This window comes from Mechercharimyces sp. CAU 1602, assembly GCF_024753565.1.
Classification (GTDB): Bacteria; Bacillota; Bacilli; order Thermoactinomycetales; family JANTPT01; genus Mechercharimyces.
The window spans coordinates 485,201-503,150 of sequence record NZ_JANTPT010000001.1; the positions used below are offsets into that span (position 1 = coordinate 485,201).

The 17,950-nt window shown below is 45.0% G+C and carries 20 protein-coding genes; all 20 read left to right on the top strand.

All coding sequences use genetic code 11. The features are described from left to right. Window positions 1–27 precede the first annotated feature (27 nt). Window positions 28–1,635 (top strand): catalase, encoded by a 1,608-nt coding sequence (locus NXZ84_RS02565; protein WP_258840313.1) that lies wholly within the window; start codon window positions 28–30, stop codon window positions 1,633–1,635. 153 nt (window positions 1,636–1,788) lie between these two features. Beyond that, on the top strand, window positions 1,789–2,133 hold the full coding sequence (locus NXZ84_RS02570; protein ID WP_258838726.1) for a histidine triad nucleotide-binding protein: 345 nt from the start codon (window positions 1,789–1,791) through the stop codon (window positions 2,131–2,133). Between the two features lie 256 nt (window positions 2,134–2,389). Then, the gene (rpsU, locus tag NXZ84_RS02575; protein ID WP_258838727.1) at window positions 2,390–2,575 is read left to right on the top strand and encodes a 30S ribosomal protein S21; all 186 of its coding nucleotides are present in this window, start codon (window positions 2,390–2,392) and stop codon (window positions 2,573–2,575) included. Window positions 2,576–2,649: 74 nt separating this feature from the next. Next, entirely contained in the window at window positions 2,650–3,093 is a 444-nt protein-coding gene (locus NXZ84_RS02580) for a GatB/YqeY domain-containing protein (protein ID WP_258838728.1), read from the top strand. 96 nt (window positions 3,094–3,189) lie between these two features. Continuing rightward, a complete protein-coding gene (locus tag NXZ84_RS02585; RefSeq protein WP_258838729.1) occupies window positions 3,190–4,536 on the top strand; it encodes an NfeD family protein in 1,347 nt (448 codons plus the stop codon). Between the two features lie 55 nt (window positions 4,537–4,591). After that, window positions 4,592–5,569 (top strand): flotillin-like protein FloA, encoded by a 978-nt coding sequence (gene floA, locus NXZ84_RS02590; protein ID WP_258838730.1) that lies wholly within the window; start codon window positions 4,592–4,594, stop codon window positions 5,567–5,569. Beyond that, window positions 5,566–5,997: a hypothetical protein gene (locus tag NXZ84_RS02595; protein ID WP_258838731.1), complete on the top strand. Its 432-nt coding sequence runs from the start codon at window positions 5,566–5,568 to the stop codon at window positions 5,995–5,997. Before floA ends, NXZ84_RS02595 begins: the two co-directional genes overlap by 4 nt. 100 nt (window positions 5,998–6,097) lie before the next feature. Continuing rightward, window positions 6,098–6,292, top strand: coding sequence for an alpha/beta-type small acid-soluble spore protein (locus NXZ84_RS02600; RefSeq protein WP_258838732.1), 195 nt, complete (start codon window positions 6,098–6,100; stop codon window positions 6,290–6,292). Between the two features lie 138 nt (window positions 6,293–6,430). Continuing rightward, window positions 6,431–6,700 carry a sporulation protein YqfC gene (yqfC, locus tag NXZ84_RS02605; RefSeq protein WP_258838733.1) on the top strand — a complete coding sequence of 90 codons (270 nt, stop codon included), beginning with the start codon at window positions 6,431–6,433 and terminating at the stop codon, window positions 6,698–6,700. Between the two features lie 15 nt (window positions 6,701–6,715). After that, entirely contained in the window at window positions 6,716–7,912 is a 1,197-nt protein-coding gene (gene yqfD, locus NXZ84_RS02610) for a sporulation protein YqfD (protein WP_258838734.1), read from the top strand. 5 nt (window positions 7,913–7,917) lie between these two features. Beyond that, complete coding sequence (locus NXZ84_RS02615) at window positions 7,918–8,877, top strand: PhoH family protein (protein ID WP_396654023.1); 960 nt, start codon at window positions 7,918–7,920, stop codon at window positions 8,875–8,877. Window positions 8,878–8,916: 39 nt separating this feature from the next. Further along, window positions 8,917–11,049, top strand: a complete 2,133-nt coding sequence (locus tag NXZ84_RS02620; RefSeq protein WP_258838736.1) for an HD family phosphohydrolase — start codon at window positions 8,917–8,919, stop codon at window positions 11,047–11,049. A gap of 15 nt (window positions 11,050–11,064) precedes the next feature. Further along, complete coding sequence (gene ybeY, locus NXZ84_RS02625; protein ID WP_258838737.1) at window positions 11,065–11,535, top strand: rRNA maturation RNase YbeY; 471 nt, start codon at window positions 11,065–11,067, stop codon at window positions 11,533–11,535. A 12-nt stretch (window positions 11,536–11,547) separates the two neighbouring features. Further along, entirely contained in the window at window positions 11,548–12,240 is a 693-nt protein-coding gene (locus NXZ84_RS02630; protein ID WP_258838738.1) for a diacylglycerol kinase family protein, read from the top strand. Window positions 12,241–12,272: 32 nt separating this feature from the next. Further along, window positions 12,273–12,680, top strand: coding sequence for a cytidine deaminase (locus tag NXZ84_RS02635; RefSeq protein ID WP_258838739.1), 408 nt, complete (start codon window positions 12,273–12,275; stop codon window positions 12,678–12,680). Then, window positions 12,658–13,563 carry a GTPase Era gene (gene era, locus NXZ84_RS02640; RefSeq protein ID WP_258838740.1) on the top strand — a complete coding sequence of 302 codons (906 nt, stop codon included), beginning with the start codon at window positions 12,658–12,660 and terminating at the stop codon, window positions 13,561–13,563. Before NXZ84_RS02635 ends, era begins: the two co-directional genes overlap by 23 nt. A 106-nt stretch (window positions 13,564–13,669) precedes the next feature. Further along, window positions 13,670–13,813 (top strand): YqzL family protein, encoded by a 144-nt coding sequence (locus tag NXZ84_RS02645; protein ID WP_258838741.1) that lies wholly within the window; start codon window positions 13,670–13,672, stop codon window positions 13,811–13,813. A gap of 15 nt (window positions 13,814–13,828) precedes the next feature. Then, window positions 13,829–14,578 (top strand): DNA repair protein RecO, encoded by a 750-nt coding sequence (gene recO / locus NXZ84_RS02650; protein WP_258838742.1) that lies wholly within the window; start codon window positions 13,829–13,831, stop codon window positions 14,576–14,578. Window positions 14,579–14,908: 330 nt separating this feature from the next. Further along, the gene (gene glyQ / locus NXZ84_RS02655) at window positions 14,909–15,796 is read left to right on the top strand and encodes a glycine--tRNA ligase subunit alpha (protein WP_258838743.1); all 888 of its coding nucleotides are present in this window, start codon (window positions 14,909–14,911) and stop codon (window positions 15,794–15,796) included. After that, window positions 15,789–17,876 (top strand): glycine--tRNA ligase subunit beta, encoded by a 2,088-nt coding sequence (glyS, locus tag NXZ84_RS02660; protein WP_258838744.1) that lies wholly within the window; start codon window positions 15,789–15,791, stop codon window positions 17,874–17,876. The genes glyQ and glyS overlap by 8 nt, the downstream gene beginning before the upstream one ends. Window positions 17,877–17,950: the final 74 nt, after the last annotated feature.

Here is a 17,950-nt window from a genome sequence, read left to right on the forward strand (position 1 = left end):
ATGGATAAAGAAGCAGGTAAGAAGGATATGCATCCACTAAAGAGCAAACCGAATGATGGAGAAGGAGGACCACTGGATCAGCGTTTGGGCTCCAATGAATCAAAGGAGACATTGACCAATCGTCAAGGTCACCCTGTTTCCTACAATCAAAACTTACGCACGGTAAGTAATCGCGGTCCTGCTACTTTGGAGAATTACAATTTCATTGAGAAGATATCCCATTTTGATCGTGAACGTGTTCCAGAGCGGGTTGTCCATGCACGCGGAGCAGGTGCACATGGTATTTTTGAAGCGTATGGAAAGGTGGGGGATGAGCCAGTCTCCAAATATACACGTGCCAAGTTGTTTCAGGAAAAGGGGAAGATCACTCCTGTTTTCGTACGCTTTTCCTCTGTTATACATGGGGGGCATTCCCCTGAAACTTTGCGTGATCCACGTGGGTTTGCGACTAAATTTTATACAGAAGATGGAAATTGGGATCTAGTGGGTAACAACCTAAAGGTATTTTTCATTCGCGATGCGATGAAATTCCCTGATTTGGTACATGCATTTAAGCCTGACCCTGTAACCAATAGGCAAGACAACGAGCGTCTTATGGACTTTCTTTCCAATACCCCAGAGGCGATGCATATGGCTACATTTCTGTTTTCTCCTTGGGGGATTCCTGCTAATTATCGTATGATGCAAGGATCAGGTGTAAATACGTACAAGTGGGTGAATAAAGAGGGAGAGGCGGTTCTTGTTAAGTACCATTGGGAGCCATTACAAGGGATCAAAAACTTATCTCAAGAAGAGGCTAACCAGGTTCAAAGCATGAACTTTAATCATGCAACACAAGACTTGTACGAGGCGATTGAGCGTGGAGATTATCCGGAATGGGAGTTATGCGTGCAGATCATGAGTGATGATGAACATCCTGAATTAGACTTTGATCCACTCGATGATACGAAGTTGTGGCCGCCGGAACAGTTTCCTTTTCTCCCAGTCGGGAAGATGACGCTAAATAAAAACCCTGATAACTATTTTGCAGAAGTGGAACAAGTGGCTTTTGGCACGGGGGTATTGGTAGATGGACTAGAGTTTTCTGACGATAAGATGCTGCAAGGGCGTACCTTTTCTTACTCGGATACGCAGCGTTACCGTGTCGGACCCAACTATACTCAGCTACCGGTCAATCGACCTAAAAAGCATGTTTCGACCAACTTACGTGATGGACAGATGACTTACTATGTGGATCAAGGTCCAGATCAAAATCCACATGTGAACTATGAACCTTCTTCGTTAAACAAGTTAAAAGAGGCACCACCTGCGGGTAAAGAGTATACCCCGATGATTTCCGGTCAGCTTGTTAGGGAACCGATTGATCGACAAAATAACTTTAAGCAAGCAGGTGAAACATACCGAGCTTTCGATCAGTGGGAAAAAGATGAGCTCATCTCCAATATGGTGGATAAGCTGTGTGAATGTCGTCAGGAGATCCGCGACAAGATGATTGGGATGATAAAACAGTGTGATGAAGAATACGGTAAGCGTGTAGAAGAGGGTGTGCAGGCGGCAGGTTCAATGCATATGTCCCACGATGAGCAAGCTGTAAAAGAGGCAGTGGAAACAGGGCACTCTACTGACGGATATTAGTATGAAGCCATACAAAAAGTGCACTCTGGATGGAGGAGTGCACTTTTTGTGTGGGCAAAAGTATTCGGTTTGGATTGGAGTAGTGAGTGCTCTCCTTTACGCATGTGAGAATCTTTTGATATGATCATAGTATACATACATGGAGGTGATCGAGTGTCTGACTGTATTTTTTGCGGTATCGTAGCTGGTAGTATTCCGTCCAAGCAAGTATATGAAGATGAGGAAATGATCGCTTTTCACGATTTGTACCCAGCAGCGCCGGTGCATGTGCTTATTATTCCTAAGAAACATATTCCATCCATGTTAGCTGTGACTGAGGAAGATTATGTATTGATGGGTCGTATGACAAAGGTAATCCAGTCGTTAGCGCAGGAGCTGGGGATTGCGGAGTCAGGATTTCGTGTGGTAAACAATTGTGGTGAAGAAGGTGGGCAAACGGTAGGTCATCTTCATTATCACATACTAGGAGGCCGTTCTTTAGGTTGGCCACCCGGCTAATCGCCCAGAACTCTTTGACACACTGAAATACGGCATGTATAATAAACATGTTATGGCTTCATCCATAAATGAATGTCATGGAACCTACGCTCCTGCATAGGATGCAGTGAGCATAGAAATAGCACGTCTTGGGATGGGTTGGATATCCAAGCAGTCTTGTCTGGGTCACATCTGACCTACTGATAGGCTCCCCAAGGGTGTGGCCACTCCGATAAAGCGAAGTGGTTTCAGTTGGCCCGTGGAGGGAGGGAGAAGCATGCCGGAGATTCAAGTACGTAAAAACGAATCATTGGACAGTGCATTACGCCGTTTTAAGCGCTCTTGTGCCAAATCGGGGGTAATGTCCGAAGTGAAGAAACGTAAACACTACGAAAAGCCAAGTGTGAAGCGTAAAAAGAAATCAGAAGCCGCACGTAAAAATAATAAAAAACGTGCTCGCTAAGCGAGTGATCTTCTTTAAGCGAAGCGACGTTCACTAGAAAGTGAGCGGTGGCCTTTCAAGGAGGCATATCTTACGTGAGCATGATGCAGCAATTGCAAGACGAGATGAAGATTGCTCTCAAAGAGAAAGATAAACCAAAACTAAATGTGATTCGCCGGTTGCGTTCGGCGATGAAAAACCAAGAGATTGAACAAAAGCAACCATTAACAGCAGAAGAAGAGCTGGATGTGGTCGTCCGTGAGCTGAAGCAGGTGAAAGATTCGCTCTTTGAGTTTGAGAAAGCGGGTCGTGCAGACCTTGTAGAAGCCATGCATGCGGAAGTAAGCATCCTCACTGATTATCTCCCACAAGCATTGACAGAAGAAGAGCTACTGCAACAAGTGGATCTAGCGGTTCAGGAAGTTGGTGCTTCATCTAAAGCGGATATGGGGAAAGTGATGGGGATTTTACTTCCGCGTGTCAAAGGTCGGGCAGATGCAAAAAAGGTTAGTCAATTGGTACAGCAACGATTAAGTTAAAACAGCGTGCTTTCACGCTGTTTTTTTAAAATGTCAAAGTTCGAACTCTTTTAAACTGAATGGCGCTCGTTGTTTAGATGAGGGAAGGAGAAGGATATGAGAAGAGTCCGTCTGCTTTTCTATGTAGGGATGATGATGCTCTCACTCATTTTACCGCTATTTCAGAGTGGAGCTGAGGCGAAGACATCGCAAGCAAGTGTTTATGTAATTCCGGTGGAAGAAACGATTGAGCAAGGATTATCACAGTTTTTGACGCGAGCGTTTAGTGAGGCAGCGGAAGCTGATGCAGAGGCGATCGTGTTGGAAATGGATACATTGGGCGGAAGTGTGGATGCCGCTTTGGAAATCGGGAAAACGATTCGAAATTCTGATATCCCCGTCACAGTGTACATAAAAGGAGAGGCGATCTCTGCGGGTGCTTATATCGCCTTAAATACCGATAAGATCATGATGCAGCCCGGCAGTGCGATAGGAGCGGCCGAGCCGAAAACCATTACAGGTGAACCGGCGGATGCGAAGACCACTTCTTTCTGGTCTTCAAATATGCGTGCTGCCGCAGAACAAGGTGGAAGAAATCCAGATATTGCTCGTGGCATGGTGGAGCGGGATATAGAAATAGAAGGAGTAAAGAAAAAAGGCGAGATCCTTAGTCTTTCAGCAAAGCAGGCGGTAGATCTCGGGATGGCGGATCGCATAGTGGAAAGTCAAGATGAAGTGATTCGCGCACTCGGACTGGGTTCAGCGGACGTGATTTCGGTAACGCTTAGCCCAAGCGAACAACTTGCACGCTGGGTTACGAGCCCCTTCGTGTTCCCACTTCTCTTCTTGATTGGAATAGCTGGGCTTGCGATGGAATTGTTTTCTCCTGGATTTGGCTTGCCTGGATCTATTGGTCTGTCTGCGTTTGCTCTCTACTTCTTTGGGCACTATATCGCAGGATTTGCTGGTTGGGAATCAGTCGCTCTTTTTGTGGTCGGATTAGCTTTAATGGTGATCGAGCTGTTTGTACCCGGATTTGCTGTGTTTGGCATTCTAGGTATTGTTGCGCTCATCGGTTCGATTGCACTGGCGGCATACGATGTCACTTATGGGTTGGCAGTTTTTCTGCTCTCCCTTGTAGTGGTTCTGATAGGGATGGTGATTGCGGTGAAGTTTTTTGGGAAACGTGGAGTATGGAAAGGTTTTGTACTTAAGGACGAACAAAAAAATGAAGCCGGTTATATAAGTAATCAGGGTAAAAACGAATTACTAGGTAAAAGGGGTACCACGATGACGCAACTTCGTCCATCCGGGTGGGCGATGATCGAAGGTGAGCGTTTCGATGTAATGAGCGAGGGTGGATTTATCCCCAATGGGGTAAAAATAAAAGTGGTTCACGTTTCAGGGGCGAGTGTTTTTGTAAGGCAACTGCAGGAAGAAGATGAAATTGTGGAGAAAGGATAGTATAGTTTAGGTAGAGTTTTATTATCTTTCTAGTACCGAAAGGAGAAAATTATTAATGGAAATTCCTTTTTTGATTTTAGTGGTGCTCGCGATTATCGCGATCTCTATCTTGTTTACCTTTGTTCCTATTATGCTCTGGGTCTCGGCGTGGGCATCTGGTGTTTATGTTGGGCTTACGACCTTGATTGGGATGCGTTTACGCCGCATTGTTCCTTCACGTATTGTTAATCCGCTAATTAAAGCACGTAAAGCAGGGTTAGACGTTGTGATTGATCAACTGGAGACACACTATTTAGCAGGTGGGAACGTTAACCGTGTGGTCGACGCGTTAATTGCGGCCCAGCGGGCAGAGATCGACCTCGTCTTTGAACGTGCGGCTGCCATCGACCTCGCAGGGCGTGATGTGTTGGAAGCAGTGCAAATGAGTGTAAACCCTAAGGTGATTGAAACTCCTGTTGTTTCAGCGGTAGCGAAAGACGGGATTGAAGTTAAAGCGATTGCTCGAGTGACAGTACGTGCCAATATTGAACGTTTAGTCGGTGGTGCAGGTGAAGAGACCATTATCGCTCGTGTGGGAGAAGGAATCGTTACGACGAACGGTTCAGCTGATAGTCATAAGCAGGTATTAGAAAATCCTGATTTAATTTCGAATACAGTTTTGGAGAAAGGGTTAGATGCGGGAACAGCGTTTGAAATCCTCTCCATCGATATTGCGGATGTAGACGTAGGTAAAAATATTGGTGCTACGCTGCAGATTGATCAGGCGGAAGCGGATAAAAATATTGCTCAGGCTAAAGCAGAAGAACGACGGGCGATGGCTGTTGCTAAAGAGCAAGAGATGCGCGCTCGGGTAGAAGAGATGCGTGCTAAAGTGGTAGAAGCAGAAGCACGCGTTCCAGAGGCATTAGCGGAAGCGTTGCGTCAAGGAAACTTGGGTGTGATGGATTATTATAACCTGCAAAATATTTCTGCTGATACTGATATGAGAAAGTCGATTGGTCATACTGAAGGCGATGATGGTGACGAGTCGTGACTCTGGCCGATGGCATAGATTCCATTATTGAGTTGCTGTTTGGCACTCCGTTGGGCCCGCTTTTGCTAGGTGGAATCATCTGGTTTGTGACGAAAGTTTCTTCATCTATGAAGGAGAGCCTTGATGAAAGCGTGGATAAGGCAAAACGTGTGATGGATACAGAAAGAAAAGAACTAAAACAGACATGGTCAGACTTGGAAATAGATGATTTAAAAGCAGAAGCCCTAAAGCGATTAGAACAGAGAGATGAAGGTTCTTCGTTGTTACAGTCGACTCCAGTCTCTTCTACCCACCAGTCTCAGATGAGGAAACAAACCTCAACGGCGGTTAGGTCAAAGAAAAAAAGCGAGTGGGCGCGAGCAGTGGTATTAAAAGAAGTATTAGATGAACCACGTGCAAAGCGACCATGGCGACCTCACTCTCGTTAGGAGATCCTTAGAAAGTTTGGTAGTTGTACTTGGTAATAGTTATCGTGGATCTACACCTGCCTCACACCCCATACTAGGTGTAAAGAGGAGGTGAAAGGCGATGGCAGCATCACGAAGTCGTAGCAGTAACCGCTTGCTCGTCCCTGGATCTGCAATGGCACTACAACAGTATAAAGAAGAGATTGCCGCAGAATTTGGTGTACAGCCAGGTCCTGATGAATCAGCTCGCGCCAATGGTTCGATAGGTGGAGAGATTACCAAGCGCTTGATTCGACAAGCAGAATCACAAAAGTAAACATAAAGATTAGGAAGAAGAGGGGTAGGAGCAGCAGCTCAGACCCCTTTTTGTTGTGCTCCAGTAGGAGGGTGATTCATAAACAGTGGTGCCTGCGCATATGGTGGTAGGGAGATGGAGGGCTCGGACATGCGCGGAATGAGTAAAAAAGTACGTAAGATGACGGCAGAGTGGCTCGACATTCCAGCAGATGTATTAACGGATGTTCCGCGGATCGTCATGCTGGGAAATCGTCAGTTGCAAATTGAAAACTATCTCAGTGTGGAAAGTTTTTGTGATCAAGAGCTAGTCTTAAAGCTTGGCAAGGGGAAGTTACATATACGTGGTGATCAGTTATGGATTCGCAAAATCTACACCGAAGAAGTGGTGATCGATGGGAAGATTGGAGCGATTACATTTTTAGAGTAACAGGAGGAGATGAAAGTGGCCATTCCCATGGATGCTATTGTAATCATTGAGTGTCGCGGTCCTCATCTCACTTCTTTACTCAATCGAGCTCGACAACAACAGATCACGTTAGAAAACATTCGTTGGATAGGGAATGAGCAGTTAGAGCTGAGTGTATCGGTGGCAGGTTTTTATCAGCTCCGCCCCCTCATTAAGTCTACACAGACGAAGATTAGAATAAAAAGCAAAAAGGGGCTACCGTTCCTTCTTTTTCGACTTCAACGGCGGAAGGGATATCTGATTGGAATTGTACTTTTCTTTTTCATACTATATGCTCTTAGCTCCTTCGTGTGGAAAGTAGAAATAGAAGGAAATGAAAAAGTGCCACGCAGTGAAATTTTACAAGTAGCACGGGAACAAGGTATATTTCCAGGGCAACTACAAGTTCGCATGCCTTCATCCGATGAGATTCAATATCAGCTAAAAGATCAACTCCCGAGTGTAACGTGGATAGGCTTTCGCATGGAAGGGACGCGTGCAATTATTACAGTGGTGGAGAAGGAAAGTGTCCGGGAACAAGAGAATGAAGAGAAAAGAGGCCCCGTACATCTAATAGCCAGACGTGATGCTTACATTTACGAGATGAGGGTTAAAAGTGGGAGACCTGAAGTGGAAGTGCGTGATATGGTAAAAAAGGGTGAGCGATTGGTATCGGGGATATACGGGAATCCTGAAGATGATGCCATGCCACAAACCGTTGTGGGAGCAAGAGGAAAAGTGTGGGGCGAGGTATGGTATGAATCAGAAGTAACGGTACCGTTGGCACAAAAAAGAAAAGTATATACGGGCAAACGGGAAAAGGGATACTATCCTTATATCGGTTCCACCATGATTCAGATACCTTTTATTTCTAAAGTGCCGTATGAGAAGTACGAGACCATACAAAAGCTACAGACGTTGAGAGTGCAGAATGTGAGGATACCCATAGGTTGGGTAGAGGAAGAGCGTTTGGAGATGGAGTGGGTGAAACAAGAACTGACTGAGAAAGAAGCTCGACTTGTAGGGGTGGAGCAGGCACGTGCCGATGTAAGGGAACAAATTGGACAAGATGGTCGTATTTTAGAGCAAAAAGTTTTGCACCAACGCGTAGACAATGGTAAAGTTTATATGAAGATACACTTTGATGTCGTAGAAAATATTGCGACCCCAGAACCTATCTTGCAAGGGGAATGAGCCATTTGCAAGCACAAACAGAGACGAAAATAATACAACTGCAAAATGCCGAGGAAGCACTGACACTATTTGGACCACATGATCAGTTTTTAAAACAAATTGAAGAGATGACAGCAGCTAAGATTGTGACACGAGGAGCTGAGATCCGCTTGACGGGTCCGGCACTTGAAATCCAGGTACTTGAAGACCTCTTTCGCGTTTTGCTTACCTTAATTCGTAAGGGAATCACTTTAACAGAGCGAGACATGGTGTATGCTTATCGTTTGGCAAGTGAGGGGCAAGCAGATCAGCTGTTGGAGCTGTTGGGTGAAGTGATCGGTACGACATACAAGGGGAAATCTGTACGTGTCAAGACGATGGGGCAACGTCGTTATGTGAGTGCCATTAAAAAATCTGACATCGTATTTGGCATTGGCCCTGCGGGTACGGGGAAAACATTTCTAGCTGTGGTAAAAGCAGTGTCTGCGTTGAAGGAAAACCATGTAAAGCGGATAGTTTTAACCCGCCCAGCGGTAGAAGCAGGGGAGAGCTTAGGTTTTCTTCCAGGTGATTTACAAGAAAAAGTAGATCCCTACTTGCGTCCCCTCTATGATGGCTTATATCACATGCTCGGAACTGAGCAGGTAAGTAAACTGTTGGAACGTGGAGCAATCGAAATTGCGCCTTTGGCTTATATGCGTGGGCGCACGTTAGAAGATTCTTTTGTCATCTTGGATGAAGCACAAAATACCACACCAGAGCAAATGAAGATGTTTCTTACCCGGCTCGGTTTTGGTTCCAAGATGGTTGTAACAGGTGATGTGACGCAAGTTGATTTACCTAAAGGCAAGCAATCCGGACTAAAAGAGGCAGAACGTGTATTGAACACCATTGAGGAAATCCCCTTTATTTACTTAGCTCAAGAAGATGTGGTTCGCCACTCTTTGGTGCAAAAAGTAATCGATGCTTATGATCGTAAAAAATAAGTGGGAGGAAAAGGTGCCTCTTAAGGAGTCGGTTGAGGTATGAATGGGAGAGAGAAGCAGGTTAATCTTAAATCGAAAAAACTTTTACTGCAAGCAGGCTGGCGCAATAGTCGCCGCCTGCGCTTTTTACTCTATTCCGTTTTTGCGATGATCACTTTTGGATTACTTGTAAATCATATCTTGCCAGAACAGTATGATTTAGAAAAAGGATCGGTTAGTAAAGAAACGATTACTTCGCCTGTAACCAAAGTGAATCAGTTAGAAACACAGTTAGAACGAGATCTCGCAGCGGAATCTGTGGAGAAGCAGTATCGAATAGATCAAGAGGTTACGCGTGCACAAGTGGATCGCATGCAAGCATTTTTTACAGAGATGAAAACGATTTTAGCAGATAAAAATGCAGACCAAGATAAGGATAAAAATGATAAAAAAGAAGAGGAAAAAGAGAAGGCTTTAAAAGAGATTGATCCCGCTATGTCAGAAGCATTTTATCAGCGAGTGGCTAAATTAGAGCCTAGTCGAATTTCCGACATTCAAGTCATAAGTTTGGAAATATTGGAGAGGATGCTAAAGCAAGGTGTGCGAGAATCGGAATTGGATTCTTCGCGTGCGCAGATTGATGAGATGCTGGTTACCTCCTCTTTAGAAAGCGATGCTCGCTCGATCGTAAGGGAGATTACACGCAACTTTCTAATCGCTAGTGAAGTGTATGACCAAGAAAGGACTGAGGCACTGCGGGATGCGGCTCGTAATAGCGTAGATCCGATTATGATTAGAAAGGGAGAAGTGTTGGTATCAGCGGGGGATGTAATTACTGATTATCAATACGGATTATTAAAAGATCTGGGACTCTTACGTGAGTTTAGTAACCCTAAGCTATTCATCGGTTTGGCACTATTATTGGCCGTATTAGTCTTATTAATCTATCTCTACTTGGTTCGCTTTCAGAAGGAGATAGGTCAAGATAATAGTAAGCTGATGATGTTACTAACGATTTTGCTCCTTACCTTCATAAGTATGAAAGTGGTCGCGCTGGGACAAAGCTTGGAATATAGTACGATTGGATATATTGCACCTGTTGCCTTGGGAACGATGCTGATCACATTATTGTTAGATATTCGACTGGCACTTTGGTGTGGCATGTTGATATCTTTGCTCGCAAGCATATTTTTTAATGAAGGCAACTTCGTATTGTTTGATTATCGCTACGGGTTGGTGGCTCTTTTAAGCTCAACTGCAGCAGCGTTTGCCCTTACGGGGGCACGTAACCGAACATCGGTGATCAAAGGGGGATTAGTCGCTTCTTTGGTCAGTGTTATCCCCATTTTGATTAATTACCTCTTTATTTCAGGTGAGGGGGATGGGTTATTACTTCTGCAATCGCTCGGGTTCGGAATTGTAGGAGGTTTATTTGCTGCTATTTTAACCATTGGCTTATTACCTATCTTGGAGACCGCATTTGATATTTTATCTCCGCTGAAACTATTGGAGTTAGCCAGTCCCAATCACCCCTTATTGCGGAAGCTATTAGTGCAAACACCTGGTACTTATCACCATTCCTTGATTGTGGGCAACCTTGCAGAGGCAGCAGCTGAGGCAATCGGTGCGGATGGATTGTTAGCACGGGTGGGAGCCTATTATCATGATGTAGGGAAAACAAAACGCCCTCAGTTTTTTATTGAAAATCAAATGCATATTGAAAATCCGCATGATAAATTATCTCCTAATCTGAGTAAAAGTATTATTATTGCGCACCCGCGGGATGGGGTGGAAATGCTTTTACAGTACCGCATTCCCAAACCAATTCGCGATATTGCGGCACAGCATCACGGTACAACACTTGTAAAGTATTTTTACTTTAAGGCTAAAAAGCAGACAGATGGAGCACAAGTGTTGGAAGCAGATTATCGTTATCCAGGTCCGAAAGCTCAGTTTAAAGAAGCTGCGATAGTAGGGGTGGCAGATTGTGTGGAGGCAGCCGTTCGCTCCCTCGCCCGACCAACGCCTTCCAAAATAGAAGGGATGGTACGAAGTATTATCCAGGATCGCTTGCAAGATGGACAGTTTGATGAGTGTGACCTGACATTGAAAGAATTGGATCTTATTGCGAGATCCATATGTGAAACGCTAAATGGGGTGTTCCATTCTCGCATTGAATATCCAGCTAGTTAAAGGAGCGTAAGCAACATGACTCTCATCTTAGAAGTACAGGTTGAAACATCATTATCAGAGAAAGAAAAAGAGGCGCTTTCTTGGGTTGAAACATGTGTTGAGGCTGCGGCCAAGGTAGAGGGACGACCCCAGGTTGAGGTGGCGATCACATTGGTAGATGATGAAGCGATTCATCAACTTAACTTAGAATACCGAGGGGTTGATCGACCGACGGATGTATTATCTTTTCCTCAGTGGGAGCGGGAAGAATTAGCACAGATGACCGAGAGCGAAGAGCCGCTCTTGTTAGGGGATATTGTAATTTCCATTCCGCGCGCTCGAGAGCAAGCACATGAATATCAACATAGTTTTGAGCGCGAGATCGGTTTCTTAGCAGTGCATGGCTTTTTACACCTCTTAGGGTATGATCATATGACAGAAGAGGAAGAGCAAGTGATGTTTGCAAGGCAAGACGCGATCCTAGCTGAGGTGAATTTGCAAAGATAAGGTGGGCACTTTATGTGGATTGCAAAACTGGTAAAAAGTTTCCGCTTTGCTTTGGAAGGATTAAAATATACCCTTGTCACCCAGCGCAATATGCGCATTCATATTGTCGTTGCATTAGGGGTCCTATTTTTTAGCCTCTTTCTTCCTATCAAGAAAACAGAGGTATTGCTTTTATTTATGGCTATCGTGTTAGTTTTAGTAGCAGAGCTGTTCAATACGGTAGTTGAAGCGGTTGTTGATATGGTGACGAAAGAGTATCACCCCCTTGCAAAAGTAGCCAAAGATGTGGCTGCGGGTGCCGTCCTTCTTTGTGCGGGTTTGGCAGTAATCATAGGTATTAGTGTGTTTTATCCCGTGATGGAATCAGTCACACTTACAGCATGGAGAGAATCAAACGCCCCCATTGATACGCGAGTGACGGTTGTGTTGGTCTTTGATTTCTTTTTGACGCTGTTAGTGAAAGGATTTATGGTGAGAGCAAAAAAGAGTGCGTGGGAACCGAGCATGACAACTTCCCTATCGTTTTGTATTGCCACTTTGATAGCGATGACCATGCCTAAGCTGTATGTGGCATTGTTGGTCTATACACTGGCTGCGTTAATTGCGTATACGCGTTTTCGTGTCAACATAAGACGAACGCGCCCAGTCGTGATTGGCTCTTTGCTTGGAGTAGCTGTTGCATTGATGGGCTTACGTTTGTTATAGAGAAGCGGTATAGGATTGAAGGAGGATGTGTAATGGAACGGTTAATGGCTGAGGCGATCAAAGCGCGTGAAAAGGCATATGTGCCGTATTCGCAATTTGCTGTAGGGGCAGCTCTTCTCACAGAAGAGGGTGAAATTATTCATGGATGTAATATTGAAAACGCAGCTTATGGTTTATGTAATTGCGCAGAGCGCACGGCCCTCTTCAAAGCAGTAGCAGAAGGGAAAACAGTGTTTCGTTCGATCGCGATCGTAGCAGATACGAACGGTCCTGTCTCACCATGTGGGGCATGTCGACAAGTGATGTCTGAACTATGTCCGCAAGATATGACTGTTATTTTGGGAAACCTACAAGGGGAGAGAGCGACGACAACGGTGGCTCAATTGCTCCCAGGTTCATTTGGAAAGGAAGATTTGCATGCAGGTAAGCGAAACGTATAAGTCTGGATTTGTGGCTCTGATTGGTCGTCCTAATGTGGGCAAATCTACGCTTATGAATCATTTTTTGGATGAGAAAATCTCTATCATGTCTGATAAACCACAAACAACACGCAATCAAATTCGTGGTGTCTTAACCTCAGATGAAGGACAGATTATCTTTTTAGATACGCCGGGGATTCATAAGCCCAAGTCACGCTTAGGGGATTTTATGGTACGTACAGCGCAAGATACGTTTAATGAGGTAGATCTTATCCTCTTTTTAGTAGATGCAGAGGAAGGTTTAGGGGGTGGTGATCGCTATATTATAGAGAGTTTGAAGAAAGTATCCACCCCTGTTTTCTTGGTGCTAAATAAGATTGATCGCGTCCATCCAGAGAAGTTGTTACCTTTGATTGATCAATATCGCGCTCTGATGGAATTTCAAGAGATCATCCCTATTTCAGCATTACAGGGAAGTAATACGGGCTCGTTAAAGGAGTTGATCTTACATCTGCTCCCCACAGGTCCACAATATTATCCTTCCGATCAGATGACTGATCATCCCGAACAGTTTATTGTGAGTGAATTAGTACGAGAAAAGGTGTTACGTCTTACTCATGAAGAAATTCCTCACTCGGTTGCAGTTGTCGTCGATGAAATGTCGAAGCGTAAAGGGAAAGACCTGATTTTTATTCGCTGTACGATCTTTACGGAACGAAAGACACAAAAGGGCATATTAATTGGAAAGCAAGGGGCGCTTCTTAAAGAAGTAGGCTTGCAGGCACGAACAGAAATCGAACGTCTATTGGGCTCACGCGTCTTCCTTGATTTATGGGTAAAGGCTAAAAAAGATTGGCGCAATGAGGTAAACATGTTGAAACAGTTTGGTTATCGTGATGAATAACTAAGAAGGATCGAAGATTGTTGACCTGACAAAATTTCGTTAACATACTCCCCTCAATCCAGGTCATGATAAGAAGGAAGTCGATTATGGGAAAGGATGATGCTGGTTGCGCAATTTCTCATGGAGTGTATTTGCAGTAACTGGCAGTGTCGACGCCTACTTATTATACCGTGACGCTGACGCCTTGCGACAAGAAGACGAGGCAGATGAGGACGAGCCGGAGAGAGATGAGGGAGAAAACCAAGGGTAGGAAGGGCTTTGCCGCATGTTAGCTAAAGCAGATGGAGTAGTACTGCGGGCGCGGGAGTATGGGGAGAGCAATATCATTCTCACACTCTTCACTTTACAGCAAGGGAAGAGATCGGCACTGGCACGAGGGGCGAAGAAGATGGGCAGTCGCCTGAGCGCGGCAGTGCTCCCTTTTGTCGAAGGGCAATATATTTACTTTGCGGGCAGTGGGATGGTAACCTTAACACAGGCAGACGTGTTAGAAGGGCATGTAAAGGTACGCTCTGATTTAGGCTTAACTGCGTATGCATCTTATTTTGCTGAACTGCTGGATAAGCTGACAGAGGAGAAAGAGCCCCAATCCTCTTTGTACCGTCGATTTGTTATTACTCTCTCACAGTTAGAACAAGGGATAGACCCTGATATCTTAGCGCGAATGTTTGAGTTGGCACTTATTGCATATGCGGGTTATTCTCCTGTATTGGATCATTGTGTTCGGTGTCGAAAAAAAGAAAACTTGTATCGCTTTAGCGTACGACATGGAGGTACTATTTGCAATGAGTGCAGCGATTACGATCACCAAGCACTTCCCCTCTCTTTGAGAGCGGGTCGTGTTTTGCATACACTGCAAAAACTTCCACCCGCCCGTTTAGGTAAAGTGGAAGTGAAGGAAGAGACGAAGCAAGAGTTAGATAAGATATTACGCGCCTTTATGGGTGAATACCTTCCTGTTCGTTTTAAGGCTCGTACGTTTTTGGATACAATGCGACGCGATGGCTTGTTATGAGAGGGGCAAAGTGAGCAATAGTTTGTTGACATGAAGCTTCTACGTTTGATATATATATGGTTATAGCTATTATGAATATGCGATGACGTGATGATAGACAGGAGTAATGGGAGATACGTACTACAGCGAGTTAGGGAAGGTGGAAGCCTAGCGTACGTAACCCGTGAACGGCGGTCTGAAGCGTTTTGAGACAGAGTGGATCAGAGCAGAGCGCATGCGCACTGGCTGGTCAAATAGGGTGGAACCGCGGGAAAACCTCTCGTCCCTATAGAAAGGGCCTTTTCTATAGGAATGGGAGGTTTTTTACGTATTTTTGGAGGTGGAGAAAACGTGAACATGCAACAAATGATTTTACAATTGCAATCCTTTTGGGCGAAAGAAGGATGTATCTTAACCAACCCTTATGATGTGGAAAAAGGAGCAGGAACGATGAATCCAATGACCTTTCTACGCTCATTAGGTCCAGAGCCGTGGAAAGTGGCGTATGTAGAACCATCACGCCGTCCGGCAGATGGTCGATATGGAGAAAATCCAAACCGCTTGTATCAGCATCATCAATTCCAAGTGATCCTCAAGCCATCGCCTGACAATATTCAAGAAATATATTTAGATAGCTTGCGTGCGCTTGGGATTGATCCTCGTCATCACGATATTCGGTTTGTCGAAGATAACTGGGAAAATCCTGCCTTAGGTGCCGCGGGATTGGGCTGGGAAGTATGGTTAGATGGAATGGAAGTTACGCAGTTTACTTATTTTCAGCAGGTGGGTGGACTAGAGGCGAGTCCAGTATCTGTTGAATTAACATATGGTTTGGAACGTCTTGCCTCGTACTTACAAGAAAAAGAAAATGTGTTTGATTTAGAGTGGGTAGAAGGGTTTACCTACGGTGATATTTTTAAACAAGCAGAGTATGAGCACTCCAAGTACACCTTTGAAGTATCGGATTCAGCAAAGCTTTTCCGCTGGTTTGATGACTATGAGCAAGAAGCGAAGCGTGCGCTAGATGAGGAGTTGGTTTTTGCTGCTTATGATTATGTGCTGAAGTGTTCCCATTCGTTTAATCTGCTGGATGCACGTGGAGCGATTAGCGTGACCGAACGAACAGGTTATCTCGCTCGGGTGCGTAACCTAGCACGTCGGTGTGCAAAAACATATGTCGCTGGGCGTGAACAATTAGGCTACCCATTGCTATCGAAGGAGGGTGTGGATCATGAATAAGGCGGATTTGTTATTAGAGATTGGCTGTGAAGAAATTCCTGCACGTTTTGTGGAAGGTGCTCGATCTCAATTAGCTGAGAAGACAAAGGAGTGGTTGCAAGAAAACCGCATCCAGCATGGTGAAATAAAGACTTATGCAACCCCTCGTCGGTTGGCTGTTTATGTTGAACAAGTAGCTACTCAGCAACCTGATAAGGAAGAAGAGGTGCGTGGTCCTGCCAAACGAATTGCTTTGAGTGAACAAGGTGAATGGAGTAAAGCAGCTCAAGGGTTTGCTAGAAAGCAAGGCATAGAGCCATCTGCGTTCACTTTTAAGGAGTTTAAAGGGGAGACGTATGTATATGCTGAGGTGCATCAGCAAGGCGAGCAGACACATGTACTACTAAATGCAGGTGTCCGTCAAATCTGTGAAGGATTACATTTTCCTAAGACGATGCGTTGGGGAGATCGACGTATGCGTTTTATTCGCCCTATTAAATGGCTGGTCTGTATGCTAGGCGAAGAAGTGATTGCAGCAGAGTGGGCGGACTGTACCGCTACTAATCAGACGAAGGGACATCGTTTCTTGGGAACAGCTACTGCATTAAATCATCCCCGAGAATATGTGGAGAGATTACGACAGCAATGGGTAGTCGTTGATGTCGAGGAACGGCGTTCGCTCATTGAAAAGCAACTGCGTCAGTTGGAATCTGAACAGGGGTGGCATATTCCTGTGGACAAGGGGCTTTTAGAGGAAGTAACCCATCTGGTCGAGTATCCTACTGCTCTTTTTGGTCGATATGATGAATCCTTTTTAAACTTACCAAAGGAAGTACTCATTACCACCATGCGTGAACATCAGCGGTACTTCCCAGTGGAGACAGAAGATGGCCATTTGCTTCCTTATTTTGTGACCATTCGTAATGGTGATGATACATCCCTTGATATCGTAGCGCGTGGAAATGAAAAGGTGTTGCGCGCACGTCTTCAAGACGCACAGTTCTTTTATGAAGAAGATCAGAAAATGAGCATTGAAGCAGGAGTGGAAAAACTTTCTCAGGTGGTTTTTCATGAAGAGTTGGGTACGATTGGTGATAAAGTGAAGCGTATTCAGCAAATCTCAGCTGAGCTAGCCAAGGCAATGCAGATGGATGAAAAAGTACAAGCACAACTGGCACGGGCGGCGGCGATCTGTAAATTCGATCTTCCTACTTTGATGATCGGAGAGTTTCCAGAGCTTGAGGGGCTAATGGGTGAGGATTACGCACGCAAAGCAGGGGAAGAAGCCGAGGTAGCCCAAGCGATTCGAGAGCATTATTTACCACGTGCGGCGGGAGATGATTTACCTGAATCGAAGATAGCAGCACTTATCGGCTTAGCAGACCGCATGGATACCATCGTTGCATGTTTTGGGATCGGACTGCAGCCAACCGGCTCACAAGATCCATACGGGCTTCGACGCCGAGCGGCAGGTGTTATTCAACTCTTGCTCGACCTGGATTCCTTTCATTTAAGTTTACGCCAGCTAAATGGTGTAGCGATTAAAACGCTTGTGCAGCACAACCTGTTACAGGTACCGGTAACAGAATTGAAAACACAGATTCATGCGTTCTTCTCCGCTCGTCAAAAAACAGTCCTACAAGACGAGCACATACGTTACGATGTGATTGAAGCAGTCCTGCAAAGTGACATTTGCGATCCTGGATTGGTACGAGCGAAAGCGCATATATTGATGCAGGAAGTGAAGCAGCCTGCATTTAAAGAGGTTATCGAAGGTTTCACACGTGCGGCCAATCTTGCAGCGAAGGCTGAGTCCGGGGTAAAAGTAGATAAGAGTCTTCTCTTTGAAGCGAGTGAGCAGGAGTTATATGATGCTTATTTAAAGGCGAAAGCCGACTATGTTATACAAGCGGGAACACGCGATGCGGGACAAATGTACGCATCACTAACCCACATCGTTCCTGTCATTCATCGTTTCTTCGATAACGTACTTGTCATGGCAGATAATGAAACAATCCGGACGAATCGACTTGCCCTACTCGTAGAAATTACCCAGCTGGTTTCGCAATTTGCGCGTTTTGATCAGTTGGTGACAAATTAAATTTGTTAGTGTAATGCGGGTGCGAGAAGAAAAGAAGAGAGGCAAGCTGGACTTGCCTCTCTTCTTTAATTACA